Raw genomic sequence first — 14,999 nt, 5'->3', positions numbered from 1 at the left:
CGGTGAGGGAGCCGGATCTGAACTTGCGCCTGTTGGACCGGATGCTGGTACTGATTGAAAAGGCCAGGCTTCATGCAGCTATTGTCCTTACAAAGATGGACCTCCTGGAAGAGCGGCGTGGAGTGGAAGCGGCAATCCTTCCCTATGCCAAAATGGGGTACCCGGTTTTGCAAGTGTCGGTCAGACTTGGAGAGGGACTGGAGGAAGTCCGCTCCCTGTTCGCCGACCGGATATCCGTCTTAGCCGGTCAGTCAGGTGTGGGAAAATCATCTCTCCTGAACGCGCTGTTCCCGGAACTGAACCTGAAGATGGGGGAAGTATCCCACAAGCTGGGAAGGGGTCGCCATACGACCCGTCATGTGGAGCTCCTCCCCGTTGACGACCGGTCGTTTATCGCGGATACTCCGGGATTCAGCCAGCTGGACTTCGGAGAGATGGAGCCGGCCGAGTTGGATGACTGTTTCCGCGATCTGGCCAGGTTTAGCCAGGATTGTTACTATCGGGAATGCGAACATGAAACGGAACATGATTGCGCTGTCCTGAAAGCCGTCAAGGATGGGGAACTGGACAGGACACGGTACGAACACTATCTGGAATTCCTGCATGAAGTTAAGCATTCGAAAGAAGGAAGGTATTGAACATGATCAAGATTGCCCCCTCCATTCTGTCAGCCGATTTTGCCAAATTGGGCGAACAAATCAGGATTATCGAAGATGGGGGAGCTGACTATGTCCATGTGGATGTTATGGACGGCCATTTTGTTCCCAATATTACCATCGGGCCGCTGATTGTGGATGCCATCCGGCCTCATACCCGATTGCCGCTGGATGTGCATTTGATGATTGAACAGCCGGATCGCTACATATCCGATTTTGTGAAGGCGGGTGCAGATATCATTTCAGTTCATGCGGAAGCCTCTCCGCATCTGCACAGAACTCTCCAATTGATCAAATCGCTTGGGATCCAATCTTCCGTGGCCTTGAACCCGCACACCCCGATCCAGATGATCGAGCATGTGCTGGGGGACCTGGACATGGTGCTGTTGATGACCGTCAATCCCGGATTTGGCGGACAGAAATTTATTGAATCCGTCGTCCCGAAAATCCGGTCTTTGCGTAATCTGCTTGACGCACAAGGTCTGCAGCATGTGGATATTGAAGTGGACGGGGGGATTCACCCGGAAACTTCCCCGTTGGTTCGGGAAGCGGGGGCCAATGTCCTTGTGGCCGGGTCAGCGGTTTACGGGGCACCGAATCCTGCGGAAGCGATTCGATTGATCCGGGGGGAGTCATAAAATCAATTGCAGGGTCATATCTCTGAAAGGAGAACATGACCCTTTTTCATTTTGCGACGGCACATTTTGTTTAATCGGGAATATATATATAAACGACGGTGGAACCGCCTATGGGCGGGCATCCTCACCCGCCACAGGCGGTTTGTGCATGGTTCGGACTGATCATTAGACTTGAGGAGGGGTCTCACTTGCGTTTTTATACCATCAAATTGCCCAGATTTCTAGGCGGTATTGTCAAGGCTATGTTGAGTGTGTTCCAGAAAAAAGAATAGGAGGGGGAAGAAAATAAAAAACGCGCGACCGTTAGATCGCGCGTTTTACTTTGCCTGCTTTCAGGCAGCGAGTGCAAACATTAATTCTCTTAACAGAACCGTTCACTTCTGCACGGACACGTTGAATATTGGGCAACCAACGGCGCTTGGTCAGAATATGGGAATGGGAAACCTGGTTCCCTGTTTTCGGATCTTTGCCACATACTTCACAACGTTTAGCCACTACCGGCACCTCCTTGCATAAGACTGACTTGCTTATCTTACCATAGACCGTAGAAAGCTTGCAAGATGACTTTTCCTTTGTCGGAATTTGTAGTAGAATATGGATGCAAATTCACCCCCATGTGCCACGGGACAAGTACCGGGTCACACTATGCGGGGACCCTGGAAAGCTTGCAGATGTTTTATGCACATAGTGGAGGTGCTTGACATGCCGAAGGTTTTGCAAAACGATTTGGGCAAAATTGAAATTGAAGAGAATGTGATTGCCACGGTTGCCGGTTTTGCGGCATTGGATTGCTATGGCCTGGTAGGAATGGCCTCCCAGAAGCGGGTCAAAGACAGCATCAGCGAGTTGTTGGGACGCGATAATCCGGGGCGCGGTGTGGAGGTCCGCATTGTGGACGACCGGGTGGTCGTGGACTTGCATATTATCGTAAGTTACGGCACCAAGATCTCCGTGGTGGCCAACAATGTGATGGAAAAGGTGAAGTATACGCTGGAAAATACCCTGGGACTCGAGGTTGACGAGATCAACATCATTGTTCAGGGTGTCCGGGTGAGTGGCGACAGGTAAGGAGGATTCTATGAACCACAAGTATTTGGACGGAGCACTGTTTGTGCAGATGGTGCTGGCCGGACACCAAAGCCTTGAGAGCAACAAGCAGAAAGTCAACGCGTTAAACGTATTTCCGGTTCCGGATGGGGATACCGGCACAAATATGAGTTTATCTTTCACATCGGGCGTTAATGAGATGCGTCGGATGCTGAATCAACCTCTGGGCAAGGTGGCAGAATCTCTTGCAACCGGGTTGTTGATGGGAGCCCGGGGGAATTCAGGCGTTATTCTTTCTCAATTATTCCGTGGATTTGCAAAAGCGGTGGCCAAACAGGAAACAATCGATGTCAAAATGTTTGCCGACAGCTTCCAGGCTGGCGTAACAACTGCCTATAACGCGGTTGCCAAGCCTGTGGAAGGAACGATTCTGACGGTTGCAAAGGATGCCGCCAAAGCGGCTGTGCAAGCTGCGCGCAGTGTGACAGCCACGATTGGTTCCGTTATGGAAGCGGTGCTGAGGGAAGCCGAGCGTTCTTTGCAGAGAACGCCCGACCTGCTTCCGGTGTTAAAACAGGCAAATGTGGTTGATTCGGGCGGACAAGGCCTCGTTTATATCTATCAAGGCTTTCTTTCGGCGTTAAGCGGCAGGAGCATTCAGGAAGCGCTTTCCACTGCAGATGAACCGGTAACCGGCCCCATCCCGCATGGCATGCCTGCACCCGCAGGTGCCAATATTGAGCACGAAGGAGAGTTCGGATACTGTACCGAATTTATCATTCGTCTTGATCAGGTCCCCGATTCCGAACAGGCAATGGAAGAGAAGATCCGGAATATGCTGAAGGATTTGGGCGATTCCATGCTGGTTGTTGCGGCCAACGATATCGTGAAAGTACATATTCACTCGCTCCGTCCGGGACAAGTTCTGGAAGAGGCAATCCAATTCGGGCAATTGACCCGAATCAAGATTGACAATATGACCGAGCAGCACCACAACCTGAAAAATGATTACGAAGAGTCCGGATCCGTTACTGAACAAAGACAGCCATACGGCATAGTGGCGGTAGTCGCCGGCGAGGGCATGGCAGAGATATTCAGAAGCCTCGGAGTTGGACAGCTTGTAGAGGGCGGGCAGACCATGAACCCCAGCACGGAAGATATCGTGAAAGCAGTTGAAGGGCTGAACGTCGATCTTGTGTATGTGCTTCCAAACAATTCCAACATCGTAATGGCGGCGGAACAGGCGAAATCTGTATTGGGAGACAGGATCCGTGTAATTCCAACCAAGACGATTCCTCAAGGCATTGCTGCGGTGCTGGCGTTTGACGCCGATTCTGACGCCGATGGAAACGAAAGAAGGATGAAGGAAGCGGCGGCGCGGATCAAAACCGGACAGGTTACCCGTGCGGTTCGTGATTCCAATTATCAGGACTTTGAAATCAAAGAAGGAGATTTCATGGGGCTTGCCGAAGGAAAAGTGGTAACCGTTGGACGTGATCTGGAAGACACCGCCCAATCTTTGCTGGATAAAATGATCGATGAGAACTCCGAAATTATTACTGTTTTTTATGGTGAGGATGTGACCGAAGAGCAGGCGGAAACCTTCCTGGATGGACTGACCGGGCGGTTCTCCCGCTGTGAGTTTGAACTTCATTATGGCGGCCAGCCGTTGTACGAATATATATTCTCCGTTGAATAGGTGTTGTGCGCGATGCTTTCCTTGCAATCTCCTGTCAACCATATTGCCGGGGTAGGTCCTTCCAGAGAGAGGGACTTGGCCCGGCTTGGCATTTTTACAGTGCAGGATTTAATAACCTATTATCCCTTCCGTTATGACGACCGAACGGTACAATCCGGACAAACCCTCGGTCATGATACGCGAGTGACCGTTCAGGCGATTGTCCAGGCTCCGCCGGCAGTCCGTCACAAAGGACGCAGGTCGACCATGACTGTTCAGGTCAAAACCCATGACGGCATGTCGATGACGGCTGTCTGGTTCAATCGGTTATTTCTGCGGGACAAGCTTCGGCCCGGCAGTTCCATTACGATTACCGGAAAATACGATGCCAGACGGCGCAGTCTTGTGGTATCCCAGTACGAATTCGGCTCCCATGACACGTCTGTCCACAGCAACCGGCTTGTGCCGATTTATGAAGTTCGCGGCGAGTTGACCCCAAAAGTCCTGAGGGCTATCCTGACCAAAGCTCTGAAACAGGTCGAATCCCAGATCCCCGAAATCCTGCCCCACAGCCTTCTTGCCAAATACAAGCTGATTCCCAAACGGGACGCCCTTGCCCAGATTCATTTGCCGAAAGATGCGGAGAGCCTGCGACAAGCTCGAAGGCGACTGGTGTTTGAGGAATTTTTTCTGTTTCAGTTGAAGCTGCAGGCTTTTCGCCACTTGCACAAACACGACAGACCTGGTGTGGCACATTCTTTTACTAAGGAGCAATGGGCCGGTTTTTTGAAGATGATGCCCTTCGAGTTGACACCAGGACAGAAACGGGCGGTTCGCGATATTCTGTTGGACATGCGCGCTCCTCAACCCATGAACCGGCTGTTGCAGGGTGACGTGGGGTCCGGCAAGACCATTATTGCATTTTGTGCCATGTTTGCCGCCTACCTGTCAGGCTATCAGTCAGCCATGATGGTTCCAACAGAAATACTGGCCGAACAGCATTACGATTCCGCTTCTGAACTGTTGGGGAGACTGGGTGTCAGGATCGGGCTGTTGACAGGGAGCAGCAAAGAGAGTGTGCGGAAGGAAATGCTGGATAAGCTGGGAAAGGGCGAGCTTGATATAGTCATAGGTACACATGCCCTGCTGGAGGATGGAGTGGAGTTTTCCAACCTGAGCCTGGTGGTTACGGACGAACAGCACCGGTTTGGAGTTGAACAAAGGTCCATTTTTCGCCAGAAAGGACATCATCCGGATGTGCTCTTTATGTCGGCCACTCCCATTCCCCGAACTCTGGCCATGACCCTGTTCGGGGATTTGGATGTTTCCGTATTGGACCAGATGCCGGCAGGCAGGAAGCCCATACGTACCCATTGGGTCACTTCCGATAAGGAAAACCAGGTCATCCGGTTCTTGCGGAAAGAGTTGGCCAAGGGCCGACAAGCATATATCGTGGCTCCCCTTATAGAAGAATCGGAAAAAATGGAGGGTGTTGAAAACGCCGTAGACCTGTACAACCGATTAAAGGACTCCCTTGCCGGGTTTCAGATCGGACTGATGCATGGACGACTCTCCTCACGTGACAAAGAGGATGTCATGAGGAAGTTCAAAGCCAATGAAATCCAGGCTTTGGTTGCCACAACGGTAATCGAAGTGGGTGTCAACGTTCCTAACGCCACCGTTATGGTCATCTATAACGCAGACCGGTTCGGGCTGGCCCAACTCCACCAATTAAGGGGACGGGTGGGTCGGGGTGAACATTCGTCAATCTGTATTCTGATTGCAGATCCTGTGTCCGAGACAGGCCGGGAGAGAATGCAGGCCATGGTGGCAACGCAAAACGGTTTCGTGCTGGCTGAGAAAGACTTGGAACTGCGGGGGCCAGGCGAATTTTTCGGAATCAGGCAAAGCGGCATGCCCGAGTTTAAGCTGGGAGATCTTGTGACGGATGCGAATATCATGAAAGCTGGCAGGGAGGAAGCCCAACAATTGATGGCGTCCGGGGATTTCTGGATCTTGCCGGAATATCGGGAACTGGTGGAATATCTGAAGCGGGAGAAACTGTTGAAAGCTCCGATTCAGGATTGATACTGCAAGAGGTTCATTCCCTTTTTGTTCTGCGTTTGTTCTTATCCTCGTGAGGCATGGCCATTGCGATGAAGAAGTTGAACAGTACCACCACAATAAAGACAAGCGACCCAATGATCGACATTGTAACGGTGTTCCACTCCATGTTGATCACCTCATTTTTAGAGTGGCAGTCGGCTACCCTTTCTATGCTGGCATCAATTACCCGGATATGATAATTTAAAAAAGGAAGATCAGGGAGTGCGCGCTCCCGATCTTCCAAGAAGTCTCTATCGTGCTGAACGGTGGGGACTTTTCTGTTTCTTTCTTCTTGTTTTTCTGTACATTTCTGCTACCCGTTGCCTGAATGAGAGGATGGCGGTGCAAGTCGAGAAGAGAATTCCGATGACTTTGACTACCCATACCCATCGGTCCAGGCCCGACATAGATTCACCTCCTGATACAAATTTTTGGGGACAAAACCCCAATCTAAGTATAACAGATTATTGGAATTTTGGTAGTGTGAAATTATTTATATAAATTTTATTCAGCAAAAATATATTTTTATCTCCTTTAGGTATGTCTTTCTTGGAGAAAACAAAAACCCGCGTCCGGGTATACGCGGGTTTTTGTCTCTGTTTCCAGAGACTGGGAGAGGAGAAACCGGAGGAAGAGCTTATGGGGAAACCTAAGTCTTCTCCGCGGTTGCCTGCAACAGCTCTCGCCGTTGCTAAAACTATCTTGCACCGTCCAATGGCAAAATATACAAGACCGGGAAAAATTTTTTGGCTTCTGTTCAAGTCTTTATACTGAGGGATCATTCACTTTTATTCTCCTGTCAACTTGTGGTAAAGTAGTCACAAGGAGTTGAAGACGGCAGATGCGCGTGATTGCTGGGGACTTCAAGGGCAGGCGACTGACTCCCGTTCCCGGGTCATCCACCCGACCCACAACCGATAAGGTAAAGGAATCCATCTTTAACATCATTGGCCCTTATTTTGATGGCGGACAGGTGCTTGACCTGTTTGCAGGAACGGGGGCGCTGGGAATTGAAGCATTGTCAAGGGGCATGGACCGGGCGGTCTTCATTGAACAGGATGCGAAGGCGTTGCAGGTTGTGCGCAGGAACGTGGATGCATGCAAACTGGAAAGCAGGGCAGATATCTACCGGAACGATGCCCGCCGTGCAATTTCCGTCCTGGCAAAACGAAAGGAGCAGTTTGATCTGGTCTTTATGGACCCGCCCTACCATTTCCATATCATTCCGGATTTGGCAGCTTCTCTTGACCGGCACGATCTGCTGCGGGATACCGCTGTTATTGTAGCGGAACACAGCAAGGATGCAGTCCTTCCCGACCAACTGGAATCGTTGCGTCGCTGGAAATTGGTTACGTACGGAGATACATCCGTCAGTTTCTATCGGAAAGGAACGTTCACAAATGAAGATAGCGGTTTATCCGGGCAGTTTTGACCCGGTCACCTTCGGACACATTGACATTGCCGAACGGGCGGCCAAAATTTTTGACAAACTGATTATTGCGGTTATGGTGAATCCCCACAAGAATCCGTTGTTTTCCATTGTCCAAAGAACGGAACTCATTCGGGCGTCCGTGTCCCATATTCCTAATATCGAAGTGGACAGTTTTCCGGGGCTTTTGGTTCATTACCTGCAAAGACAGGGAGCACAGGTTATTGTCAAAGGATTGCGGGCTGTTTCCGATTTCGAATCGGAGCTGTCGATGGCATCCATAAACTGGAAAATGTATCCGGCAGCAGAAACGGTCTTTATTCCTACCAATACGCAGTTTTCCTATATCAGTTCCAGTCTGGTGAAAGAAATTGCCCGCAACGGGGGATCCATTCGGGATTTTGTACCGCCCCATGTTGAAGGAGCGGTGATGGAAGCGTATCGTAGGCAGCTTAACGGGTAACACTGGGAGGAAGCGCTATGACCATGCCGAAAATCGGGTTGGCACTCGGGGCAGGAGGTGCCAGAGGCCTGGCGCATATTGGAGTATTGCAGGTTCTGAATGAGGCAGGCATTCCTGTTGATGCAATCGCGGGAAGTTCCATGGGGGCCTTGATTGGTGCCTTTTATGTCAGCGGCATGGAAACCCGGTACATGGAAATGTTGGCCAAAAACCTGAAACGCAAGCATTTTACAGATTTTACGGTTCCAAAGCTGGGGTTTGTCACGGGCAACAAAATAACAGAAATGATCCGGCTGTTAACAAAAGATATGGCAATCGAAGATGCTGCCATCCCGTTCGCAGTGGTTGCAACCGATGTCGAAAAGGGAGAACGGGTGGTGTTCCGAAAAGGGCCGATTTACAGGGCGGTGCGCTCCAGCATCTCCATTCCGGGAGTTTTTGTACCCTATCTCTATGAAAACCGGGTTCTGGTGGACGGGGGAGTGATTGACAGGGTCCCCGTTTCTGTGTGCCGGGAGCTTGATGTCGACCTGGTAATTGCGGTGGATGTGGGTTTGTATAACAAGGAATTGCCGGTCAAGAATATTTTTGATGTGTTTTTCCAGTCAATTGAAATCATGGAGCGGGAAATTTTAAAAACAAGAATCCTTGATGCGGATATTGTCATACGGCCGGATGTGGGGCATATCTCAACCACTGCTTTTGTAAATGTCGACGAATGCATAGAGGAAGGGCGCGTGGCGGCCAGGAAAGTATTGGATCACATCTGGCAAACGATTGAGGAGTGGAAAGGGGAACATGCGGTTGGTGAATCGGTTGACAACAAGGGGTAGGGCCATACGGATTCTGTTGCCGCTGCTTCTGATTCTTTCCTGGTTTATCTCTTTGCCCTATTACGTATACCAACCTGGCTCGGCGGAGGAACTGCAGCCAATGGTGACGGTTGCGGGCGGTCAGAAGGATGAGAAGGGATCGCTCATGCTGACAACCGTGATGACGGTTCCGGTAAAAAATATCTACTACTACGGATACGGCCTGCTGTTTCCCAATCGGGAACTTGTCCCAAGGGAGCAGGTTGACCGGGGGATGTCCGATGAAGAATACAAAAACCTGCTGCAGCACATGATGAGCGGTTCGCAGGAAAGCTCGATCATAGCTGCCATGCGGTATTTGAATATGCCGGTCACAGTCCGATACCTGGGTGTGGTTGTCAGCAGTGTGGCCCCATACTCCAAAGCCAAGGGCAAACTGCAGACGGGGGATCTGATCGAGAAGGTGGACGGGCGTGATGTTGCCAAGCGGGAAGATCTGATTCAATACCTGCAAACCAAGAAAATTGGTGACAAAGTACAGGTCCAGATCAACCGCAACAACCAAAGCAGTACGGTAGAGGTGGAACTGGTCCAACTGCTGGACCGTTACGGCAAACCGTTGGAAGACAAACGTATCGGTCTTGGAATTGATCTGATTACGAAACAGAAGACAGAGAACCTGCTGCCGGTCGATTTCAAGACGGAACAGATTGGCGGGCCTTCCGCCGGCATGATGTTTGCACTGGAGATTATCTCCCAGATGACGCCGGGTGATTTGACAAAAGGCCGAAAAATTGCGGGAACAGGCACAATTGATGCAGAAGGAACAGTAGGACAGATCGGCGGCATCGAACATAAAATCGTCGCGGCACACAAAAAAGGGGCTGAAATTTTCTTCAGCCCTGCGGATGTGGACAAGGACGACTCGAATACAAAGGTTGCACGGCAGAAAGCTGCCGAGATCGGCACCTCCATGAAGATTGTTCCTGTCAGGACCTTGACGGAAGCTATTGAATATCTGAAGAATCTTCCTTGATGAAGATCACGGGTTTTTGGGTTTCATTCCCCCGATTGGATGCTTCGCGGCAGGGATATCCAAGACTGTAGAGGGCAGTTGCCCGCAGATTGGCTTCCATCATTGCCGGGACGTTTCTCGAAATGTTGGTGAATATTGGCAAACTGGCGACGGATGCGCTTTCTTTCAGGAGGGCGCGTCCTTTTTCTGTGAACCCGAGGACACGAATCGAATCGGGTCCCTTTTCAAGGTCCATCGAATCAAGTTGTTCCCTGCGAAGTCCGAGCAACAGGGCAGTCAGAGCCCGTTGGATTCTGGTCCATGTATAACGCCGGGTTTTCACCTTGTAAACGAGGTCTGTCACGGAGGATGCATTAGGAAGAGCATTTGCCACTCTTTCGGCTAATCCTTCCTGATCAAAATGGGCGTAGGTTCGCAACTCATCCGGAGTCGAACGGGCAATCAGCGAGAACAGAGGTTGTGTAAAACAATCCCAGGTAACGGGGCCCCGGCCCTGCTCAAACTCCTTTTGCAGGATTGCCAGATTGGATGTCGGAAGATAGGCGTCCATCTTCCGGTTCTCGGCAATTGCTTTTCGAATCGCCGTGGCACTTGCAATTTCGGAGTGGTGCAGGGTCAGATCACGGTAACCGGAAGCTATCCGTTTGATGGTGAAGGCACGGATGGGGCTGTTCAGTTTCCGTAACGCATGCAGGTATTCCAGTCCCAACATGTTATTGGGATGGTTGACCAGATCAGGTTTCACAACCCCTGTTTGTGACACGTAGCGTTTAAGTGCCCCTGCAAACGCAGCCGGATAGGCCAAGCCTTGTTCCAGGCTGCTCTCAAGTTCGGTCTGCAGTGCAAGGGGAGGCGAGGCGATGATTTCGGAAAGTTCCAGCAGGCTGTCCAAATCCCCGTGCTCGCTGCCAAAACAGATGGAGCCGACAGTACCAAGGGAATGCAAGGTGGCAACGGCACCGAAGGCGAACAACCGGGCGCTTTGCGTGCTGTAAACAACAGGCAACTCAAGCACCAAATCAACGCCGTTTCGCAGAGCCATTTCGGTGCGTGCCCACTTGTTAATCACCGCCGGCTCGCCGCGCTGCAGGAAATGACCGCTCATGACAGCGACCAGTGCATCGGCCCCCGTTACTTCTTTGGTTTTTTGCAGATGATAACAGTGGCCGTTATGCATGGGGTTGTACTCGACCACAACTCCGGCAGCGAGCATGATTCGAACCTCCCTCGTCCTAATTGCTGGATATTATAGCAATCCTTTGTATCGTTGACAATTTGACAACGAGCCGATATAATGAATTTCGTTGCTCAATGAGGTGATATCGTGAGACTGCAATGGCGAGACGTTCACGACAAGCCGATGGGCGTTCATTTGCGCGAATCGGTTGAGTTTCCGAATCTGGTGAAGGAAAACCGGCAAATCATCGCCCTGGGTCCAATGGTCGTGGATTTGCACGCACAAGTAGTGTCCGATACCCTTACGGTTAACGGGAATATTACCGGTCCGGTCACTTATCGCTGCTCCCGTTGCCTGACTGATTTTTCGGATTCGATTTCGGCATCCTTTTCCGAACAGTTCGTTCGGGGAAATCCGGAAGAGCTGAGTGAAGAGGATGAACGCAATCCGGTAACAGGAGATTCGATTGAGCTCGATCCCTATCTCGAGCAGGAGATCCTGCTGTCGATGCCCTTTGCTCCTTTATGCAGGGAATCGTGTGCCGGACTTTGTCCTGAATGCGGCACCAATCGGAATGAACAGGTCTGTGAATGCAAAACGGAACGCATCGATCCCCGTCTTGCAGACTTGGCGAAGTTGTTGAAACAAGAGTAAGTTTCTTGTCTTTATCGGTTTGAGGAGGTGGAACTCATGGCAGTACCGCAAAGGCGTACATCGAAGACCCGCAAGCGCATGCGTCGCACTCATTTCAAATTGACCGTTCCGGGTATGGTAGCTTGCCCGCAGTGCGGAGAGGCGAAGTTGGCTCACCGTGTGTGCAGCAACTGTGGCTACTACAAGGGACGCGCTGTTGTTGAAACCGAATAATGAATCAGGAACAAAGGCGAAATCCTGCGGGATTTCGCTTTTTTATTCACCAAAAATTACTAGTGTAAACCTCCTCAAATCTGCACATTGTATAGATACACCACTGGAAAGGAGGGAAACCACAATGCCAGATGGACGTAGCAATTCCAACAACTATGTAGCCCAAGGGGCTTCAAAGGCGCTGGAGCAAATGAAGTACGAAATTGCTCAAGAGTTTGGCGTACAGCTCGGTGCAGACCAAACTTCCCGCGCCAACGGTTCGGTGGGTGGAGAAATTACCAAGCGTTTGGTGAAGTTTGCTGAGCAGGCGCTTGCAGGTCGTTAATAAGTAAAGCTATAAATGGTGAAGGCACCTTCGGGTGCCTTCCTGTTTTTGTTTAAGCATCTTGTTTCATCTTTGCCGGAAATAACGGATTGCCCATTGTCCTTCGCAGTTAGTTCTTGAGAGACTTCGAAAAAAAATGTATACTGTTATTAGCACCAGGTAATAAGATCACATACTTATGTGGAGGTGCTGCGAATTGGCGGGAATGAGCAAGCGGGATCGCCAGGCGGCGCTGATGCAATTGTTGCAGGAAGCCCCCTTTGTGACAGATGAAGAGTTGGCCAATCAGTTTGGGGTCAGTATCCAAACCATTCGCCTTGATCGGTTGGCACTGGGGATTCCTGAGGTAAGAGAAAGAATCAAGGCGGTTGCCGAGACGAAACAAGCCGAGCTCCGGTCTCTGGAGGGAACTGAAGTAATTGGCCAGATTATCGAATTGAACCTGAACGAGAGGGCCATCTCCATACTTGACATTGAACCGGTTCATGTGTTCGCCAAGACTCAAATTGTCCGCGGCCACCATTTGTTTGCCCAGGCCAATTCACTGGCAGTTGCGGTAATCGATGCGGATGTCGTGCTGACGCGGACCGCCAAGATTCGCTTTGTTCGTCCGGGACGGCTTGGTGAACGGCTTGTATGCAAGGCCGTTGTCACGTCCAACCAGACAGAGCGCGCCCATGTGGAAGTCACAACTCGCGTGGGGGAAGATATTGTTTTTTCAGGTGCGTTTACAGTTGTGAAAATGAGGCTGGAAACGGTCGTTGGAGGTAGGGAAGCTTGAAGCTGGCAATAGACGCCATGGGAGGAGACAACGCTCCTGAGGAGATTGTCAAAGGTTCTGTACAGGCTGCAGAGCGATACCCTGACTTGGAGTTGGCATTGGTAGGTGATGAACCAAGAATTAAGCAATTGCTGGGATCTGGCAGTTCAAGAAACATTGAAATCGTACATACTACCGAAATAATATCTGCGGATGATGAACCTGTACGCGCTGTCAGACGCAAAAAGGACGCTTCCATGACGGTGGCTGCCAGAATGGTGAAAGAAGGACTCGCGGACGGATTCGTGTCTGCGGGTAACACTGGGGCCTTGATGGCTGCGGGACTCCTGATCATCGGCAGGATTGAAGGGATTGAGAGACCGGCGCTGGCTTCCGTCTGGCCCACTTTCGACGGACGAGGTGTTTTGGTTTTGGACGTGGGAGCCAACATGGATGCGGAGCCCCTTCATCTCCTTCAATACGCCGCCATGGGGAATCTCTATGCCAGGTATGTGCTCTCTGTTGACAAACCAAGGGTAGGTTTGCTGAATGTCGGAACCGAACCCGGCAAGGGAAACGCCCTCGCAAAAGCAGCGTATCCAATGTTGGAAGGGAAAGACTTTCATTTTGTCGGAAACGTTGAGTCAAGGGAAATTCTCAACGGTGTTTGTGATGTTGTGGTGTGTGACGGATTCGTCGGCAACGTTATGCTGAAACTAATAGAAGGTGTAGGACTTGGCATGTTTGACGCCCTGAAAGAAGTGTTCATGGCGGGAACCGTATCCAAGCTGGCCGCTCTGGCACTCAAACCTGGCCTCAAACAATTCAAGAAGAAATTTGATTATGCCGAATATGGGGGCGCTCCGTTGCTTGGAGTGAACGGAGTTTGCATCAAAGCCCACGGTTCGTCCAAGGCAAGGGCATTTGAAATGGCCATTCATCAGGGACGGCAGTTTTTGCATCATGGCGTTCTTGATCAAATCCGAATGGGAGCCAAAGGAGATGAGAGTAGATGAACGGGATTCGCGTAGGCATCTTGGGAACGGGGTCGGCCCTGCCGCAGCGGGTATTGACCAATGCGGATCTGGAAAAAATGGTCGATACTTCCGACGAATGGATCGTATCAAGAACCGGCATCCGTGAACGGCGCATTGCGGACGAGAACACCGCTGCCTCCGATTTGTCCGTGGAAGCAGCTAATAAAGCGCTTGAAGACTCAGGAATTTCACCGGATGACATCGATCTGATCATATGCGCCACGGTGACTCCCGACTTTATGTTCCCAGCCACCGCTTGCCTGGTTCAGGACCGGCTGGGAATCAAAAAGACAGGTGCTTTTGATCTGTCTGCCGGCTGCAGCGGATTTCTTTACGGGCTTTCCTGCGCCGTTTCGATGATTCAGGCGGGTGTTGCAAAGAATGCCCTTGTTATTGGCGTCGATACGCTGTCCAAGATTACAGACTATACCGACCGAAACACTTGCGTGTTGTTCGGGGACGGTGCGGGAGCGGTTGTCCTGGGACAGGTGCCGGAAGGCCGGGGGTTTCTGGGCTTTGACCTGGGAGCGGACGGAAGCGGCGGTGAGCAGCTGATGCAGCTTGCCGGAGGATCCCGCAACCCCGCCACCCAGGAGTCGGTGTTGAACAGGCAGCATTCGGTCACCATGAACGGCAAAGAAGTGTTCAAATTTGCTGTCAGGGTCATGAACACCGCAACTGAGGATGTGTTAAGAAAAGTGGGCTTGACGAAGGAAGATGTCGATTTCCTCGTTCCCCACCAAGCCAACATTCGAATTATTGACTACGCGCGCGAACGGTTGGGGCTTCCACAGGATAAGGTGGTTGTGAATGTTGACCGGTACGGGAATATGTCTTCCGCTTCCATCCCGGTTGCCTTGGATGAAGCGAAGAGGCAGGGACGCTTCAAGGAAGGCGATGTGTTATTGATGGTCGGCTTTGGCGCCGGACTTACCTGGGGCGCGGCTGCCCTGCGCTGGTAAGGAGGA

General features: G+C 51.2%; 19 protein-coding genes. 16 read left to right on the top strand and 3 right to left on the bottom strand.

Annotated elements, in window-relative coordinates:
* The 3 genes from rsgA to spoVM all read left to right on the top strand — a co-directional run.
* Positions 1-638: ribosome small subunit-dependent GTPase A (rsgA, locus tag EFBL_RS10790; protein ID WP_231705767.1), on the top strand; the 638-nt coding region annotated here is incomplete at its 5' end.
* Between the two features lie 2 nt (positions 639-640).
* Positions 641-1,294 (top strand): ribulose-phosphate 3-epimerase, encoded by a 654-nt coding sequence (rpe, locus tag EFBL_RS10785; RefSeq protein ID WP_096182146.1) that lies wholly within the window; start codon positions 641-643, stop codon positions 1,292-1,294.
* A 188-nt stretch (positions 1,295-1,482) separates the two neighbouring features.
* Positions 1,483-1,566, top strand: coding sequence for a stage V sporulation protein SpoVM (spoVM, locus tag EFBL_RS21875; protein ID WP_103143249.1), 84 nt, complete (start codon positions 1,483-1,485; stop codon positions 1,564-1,566).
* Positions 1,567-1,597: 31 nt separating this feature from the next.
* On the opposite strand, the gene rpmB is transcribed toward spoVM, so the two are convergent.
* Positions 1,598-1,789 (bottom strand): 50S ribosomal protein L28, encoded by a 192-nt coding sequence (rpmB, locus tag EFBL_RS10775; protein ID WP_096182144.1) that lies wholly within the window; start codon positions 1,787-1,789, stop codon positions 1,598-1,600.
* A 207-nt stretch (positions 1,790-1,996) separates the two neighbouring features.
* Here rpmB and EFBL_RS10770 point away from each other — a divergent pair, with 207 nt between their 5' ends.
* The 3 genes from EFBL_RS10770 to recG are packed head-to-tail and all read left to right on the top strand — an operon-like array spanning position 1,997 to position 6,107.
* Complete coding sequence (locus EFBL_RS10770) at positions 1,997-2,362, top strand: Asp23/Gls24 family envelope stress response protein (protein WP_096182143.1); 366 nt, start codon at positions 1,997-1,999, stop codon at positions 2,360-2,362.
* Positions 2,363-2,372: 10 nt separating this feature from the next.
* Positions 2,373-4,040 (top strand): DAK2 domain-containing protein, encoded by a 1,668-nt coding sequence (locus EFBL_RS10765; RefSeq protein WP_096182142.1) that lies wholly within the window; start codon positions 2,373-2,375, stop codon positions 4,038-4,040.
* 12 nt (positions 4,041-4,052) lie between these two features.
* A complete protein-coding gene (gene recG / locus EFBL_RS10760) occupies positions 4,053-6,107 on the top strand; it encodes an ATP-dependent DNA helicase RecG (RefSeq protein ID WP_096182141.1) in 2,055 nt (684 codons plus the stop codon).
* Positions 6,108-6,120: 13 nt separating this feature from the next.
* Here the strand turns inward: recG and EFBL_RS21655 are convergent, their stop codons facing one another.
* Entirely contained in the window at positions 6,121-6,252 is a 132-nt protein-coding gene (locus EFBL_RS21655; RefSeq protein ID WP_269432695.1) for a hypothetical protein, read from the bottom strand.
* A 714-nt stretch (positions 6,253-6,966) separates the two neighbouring features.
* Between EFBL_RS21655 and rsmD the strand changes: the two genes are divergently transcribed.
* From rsmD to EFBL_RS10735, 4 genes are read left to right on the top strand one after another with little or no spacing between them, the layout of a single operon-like run.
* On the top strand, positions 6,967-7,557 hold the full coding sequence (gene rsmD / locus EFBL_RS10750) for a 16S rRNA (guanine(966)-N(2))-methyltransferase RsmD (RefSeq protein ID WP_096182139.1): 591 nt from the start codon (positions 6,967-6,969) through the stop codon (positions 7,555-7,557).
* Positions 7,526-8,017, top strand: a complete 492-nt coding sequence (gene coaD / locus EFBL_RS10745; RefSeq protein ID WP_096182138.1) for a pantetheine-phosphate adenylyltransferase — start codon at positions 7,526-7,528, stop codon at positions 8,015-8,017. The genes rsmD and coaD overlap by 32 nt, the downstream gene beginning before the upstream one ends.
* Before the next feature lie 17 nt (positions 8,018-8,034).
* Complete coding sequence (locus tag EFBL_RS10740; protein WP_096182137.1) at positions 8,035-8,850, top strand: patatin-like phospholipase family protein; 816 nt, start codon at positions 8,035-8,037, stop codon at positions 8,848-8,850.
* Positions 8,816-9,865: a SepM family pheromone-processing serine protease gene (locus tag EFBL_RS10735; RefSeq protein WP_096182136.1), complete on the top strand. Its 1,050-nt coding sequence runs from the start codon at positions 8,816-8,818 to the stop codon at positions 9,863-9,865. Before EFBL_RS10740 ends, EFBL_RS10735 begins: the two co-directional genes overlap by 35 nt.
* Here the strand turns inward: EFBL_RS10735 and EFBL_RS10730 are convergent.
* Complete coding sequence (locus tag EFBL_RS10730; RefSeq protein ID WP_096182135.1) at positions 9,837-11,078, bottom strand: nucleotidyltransferase; 1,242 nt, start codon at positions 11,076-11,078, stop codon at positions 9,837-9,839. The two genes, EFBL_RS10735 and EFBL_RS10730, sit on opposite strands and share 29 nt — an antisense overlap.
* 111 nt (positions 11,079-11,189) lie before the next feature.
* On the opposite strand from EFBL_RS10730, the gene EFBL_RS10725 reads away from it, so the two are divergent.
* The 6 genes from EFBL_RS10725 to EFBL_RS10700 all read left to right on the top strand — a co-directional run bounded on the left by EFBL_RS10725 (position 11,190) and on the right by EFBL_RS10700 (position 14,993).
* Positions 11,190-11,696 carry a YceD family protein gene (locus EFBL_RS10725; protein WP_096182134.1) on the top strand — a complete coding sequence of 169 codons (507 nt, stop codon included), beginning with the start codon at positions 11,190-11,192 and terminating at the stop codon, positions 11,694-11,696.
* Positions 11,697-11,732: 36 nt separating this feature from the next.
* On the top strand, positions 11,733-11,909 hold the full coding sequence (gene rpmF / locus EFBL_RS10720; protein WP_096182133.1) for a 50S ribosomal protein L32: 177 nt from the start codon (positions 11,733-11,735) through the stop codon (positions 11,907-11,909).
* Between the two features lie 124 nt (positions 11,910-12,033).
* Positions 12,034-12,234: an alpha/beta-type small acid-soluble spore protein gene (locus EFBL_RS10715; protein WP_096182132.1), complete on the top strand. Its 201-nt coding sequence runs from the start codon at positions 12,034-12,036 to the stop codon at positions 12,232-12,234.
* A 205-nt stretch (positions 12,235-12,439) separates the two neighbouring features.
* Entirely contained in the window at positions 12,440-13,015 is a 576-nt protein-coding gene (gene fapR, locus EFBL_RS10710; RefSeq protein WP_231705773.1) for a transcription factor FapR, read from the top strand.
* The gene (plsX, locus tag EFBL_RS10705) at positions 13,012-14,010 is read left to right on the top strand and encodes a phosphate acyltransferase PlsX (RefSeq protein WP_096182130.1); all 999 of its coding nucleotides are present in this window, start codon (positions 13,012-13,014) and stop codon (positions 14,008-14,010) included. Before fapR ends, plsX begins: the two co-directional genes overlap by 4 nt.
* The gene (locus EFBL_RS10700; protein WP_096182129.1) at positions 14,007-14,993 is read left to right on the top strand and encodes a beta-ketoacyl-ACP synthase III; all 987 of its coding nucleotides are present in this window, start codon (positions 14,007-14,009) and stop codon (positions 14,991-14,993) included. Before plsX ends, EFBL_RS10700 begins: the two co-directional genes overlap by 4 nt.
* The last annotated feature ends 6 nt before the right edge of the window (positions 14,994-14,999 follow it).

It is taken from the genome of Effusibacillus lacus (assembly GCF_002335525.1).
GTDB classification, from domain to species: domain Bacteria; phylum Bacillota; class Bacilli; order Tumebacillales; family Effusibacillaceae; genus Effusibacillus; species Effusibacillus lacus.
The sequence above is the reverse complement of the archived record's forward strand: the minus strand, read 5'-3'. Positions and strand labels throughout refer to the sequence as shown.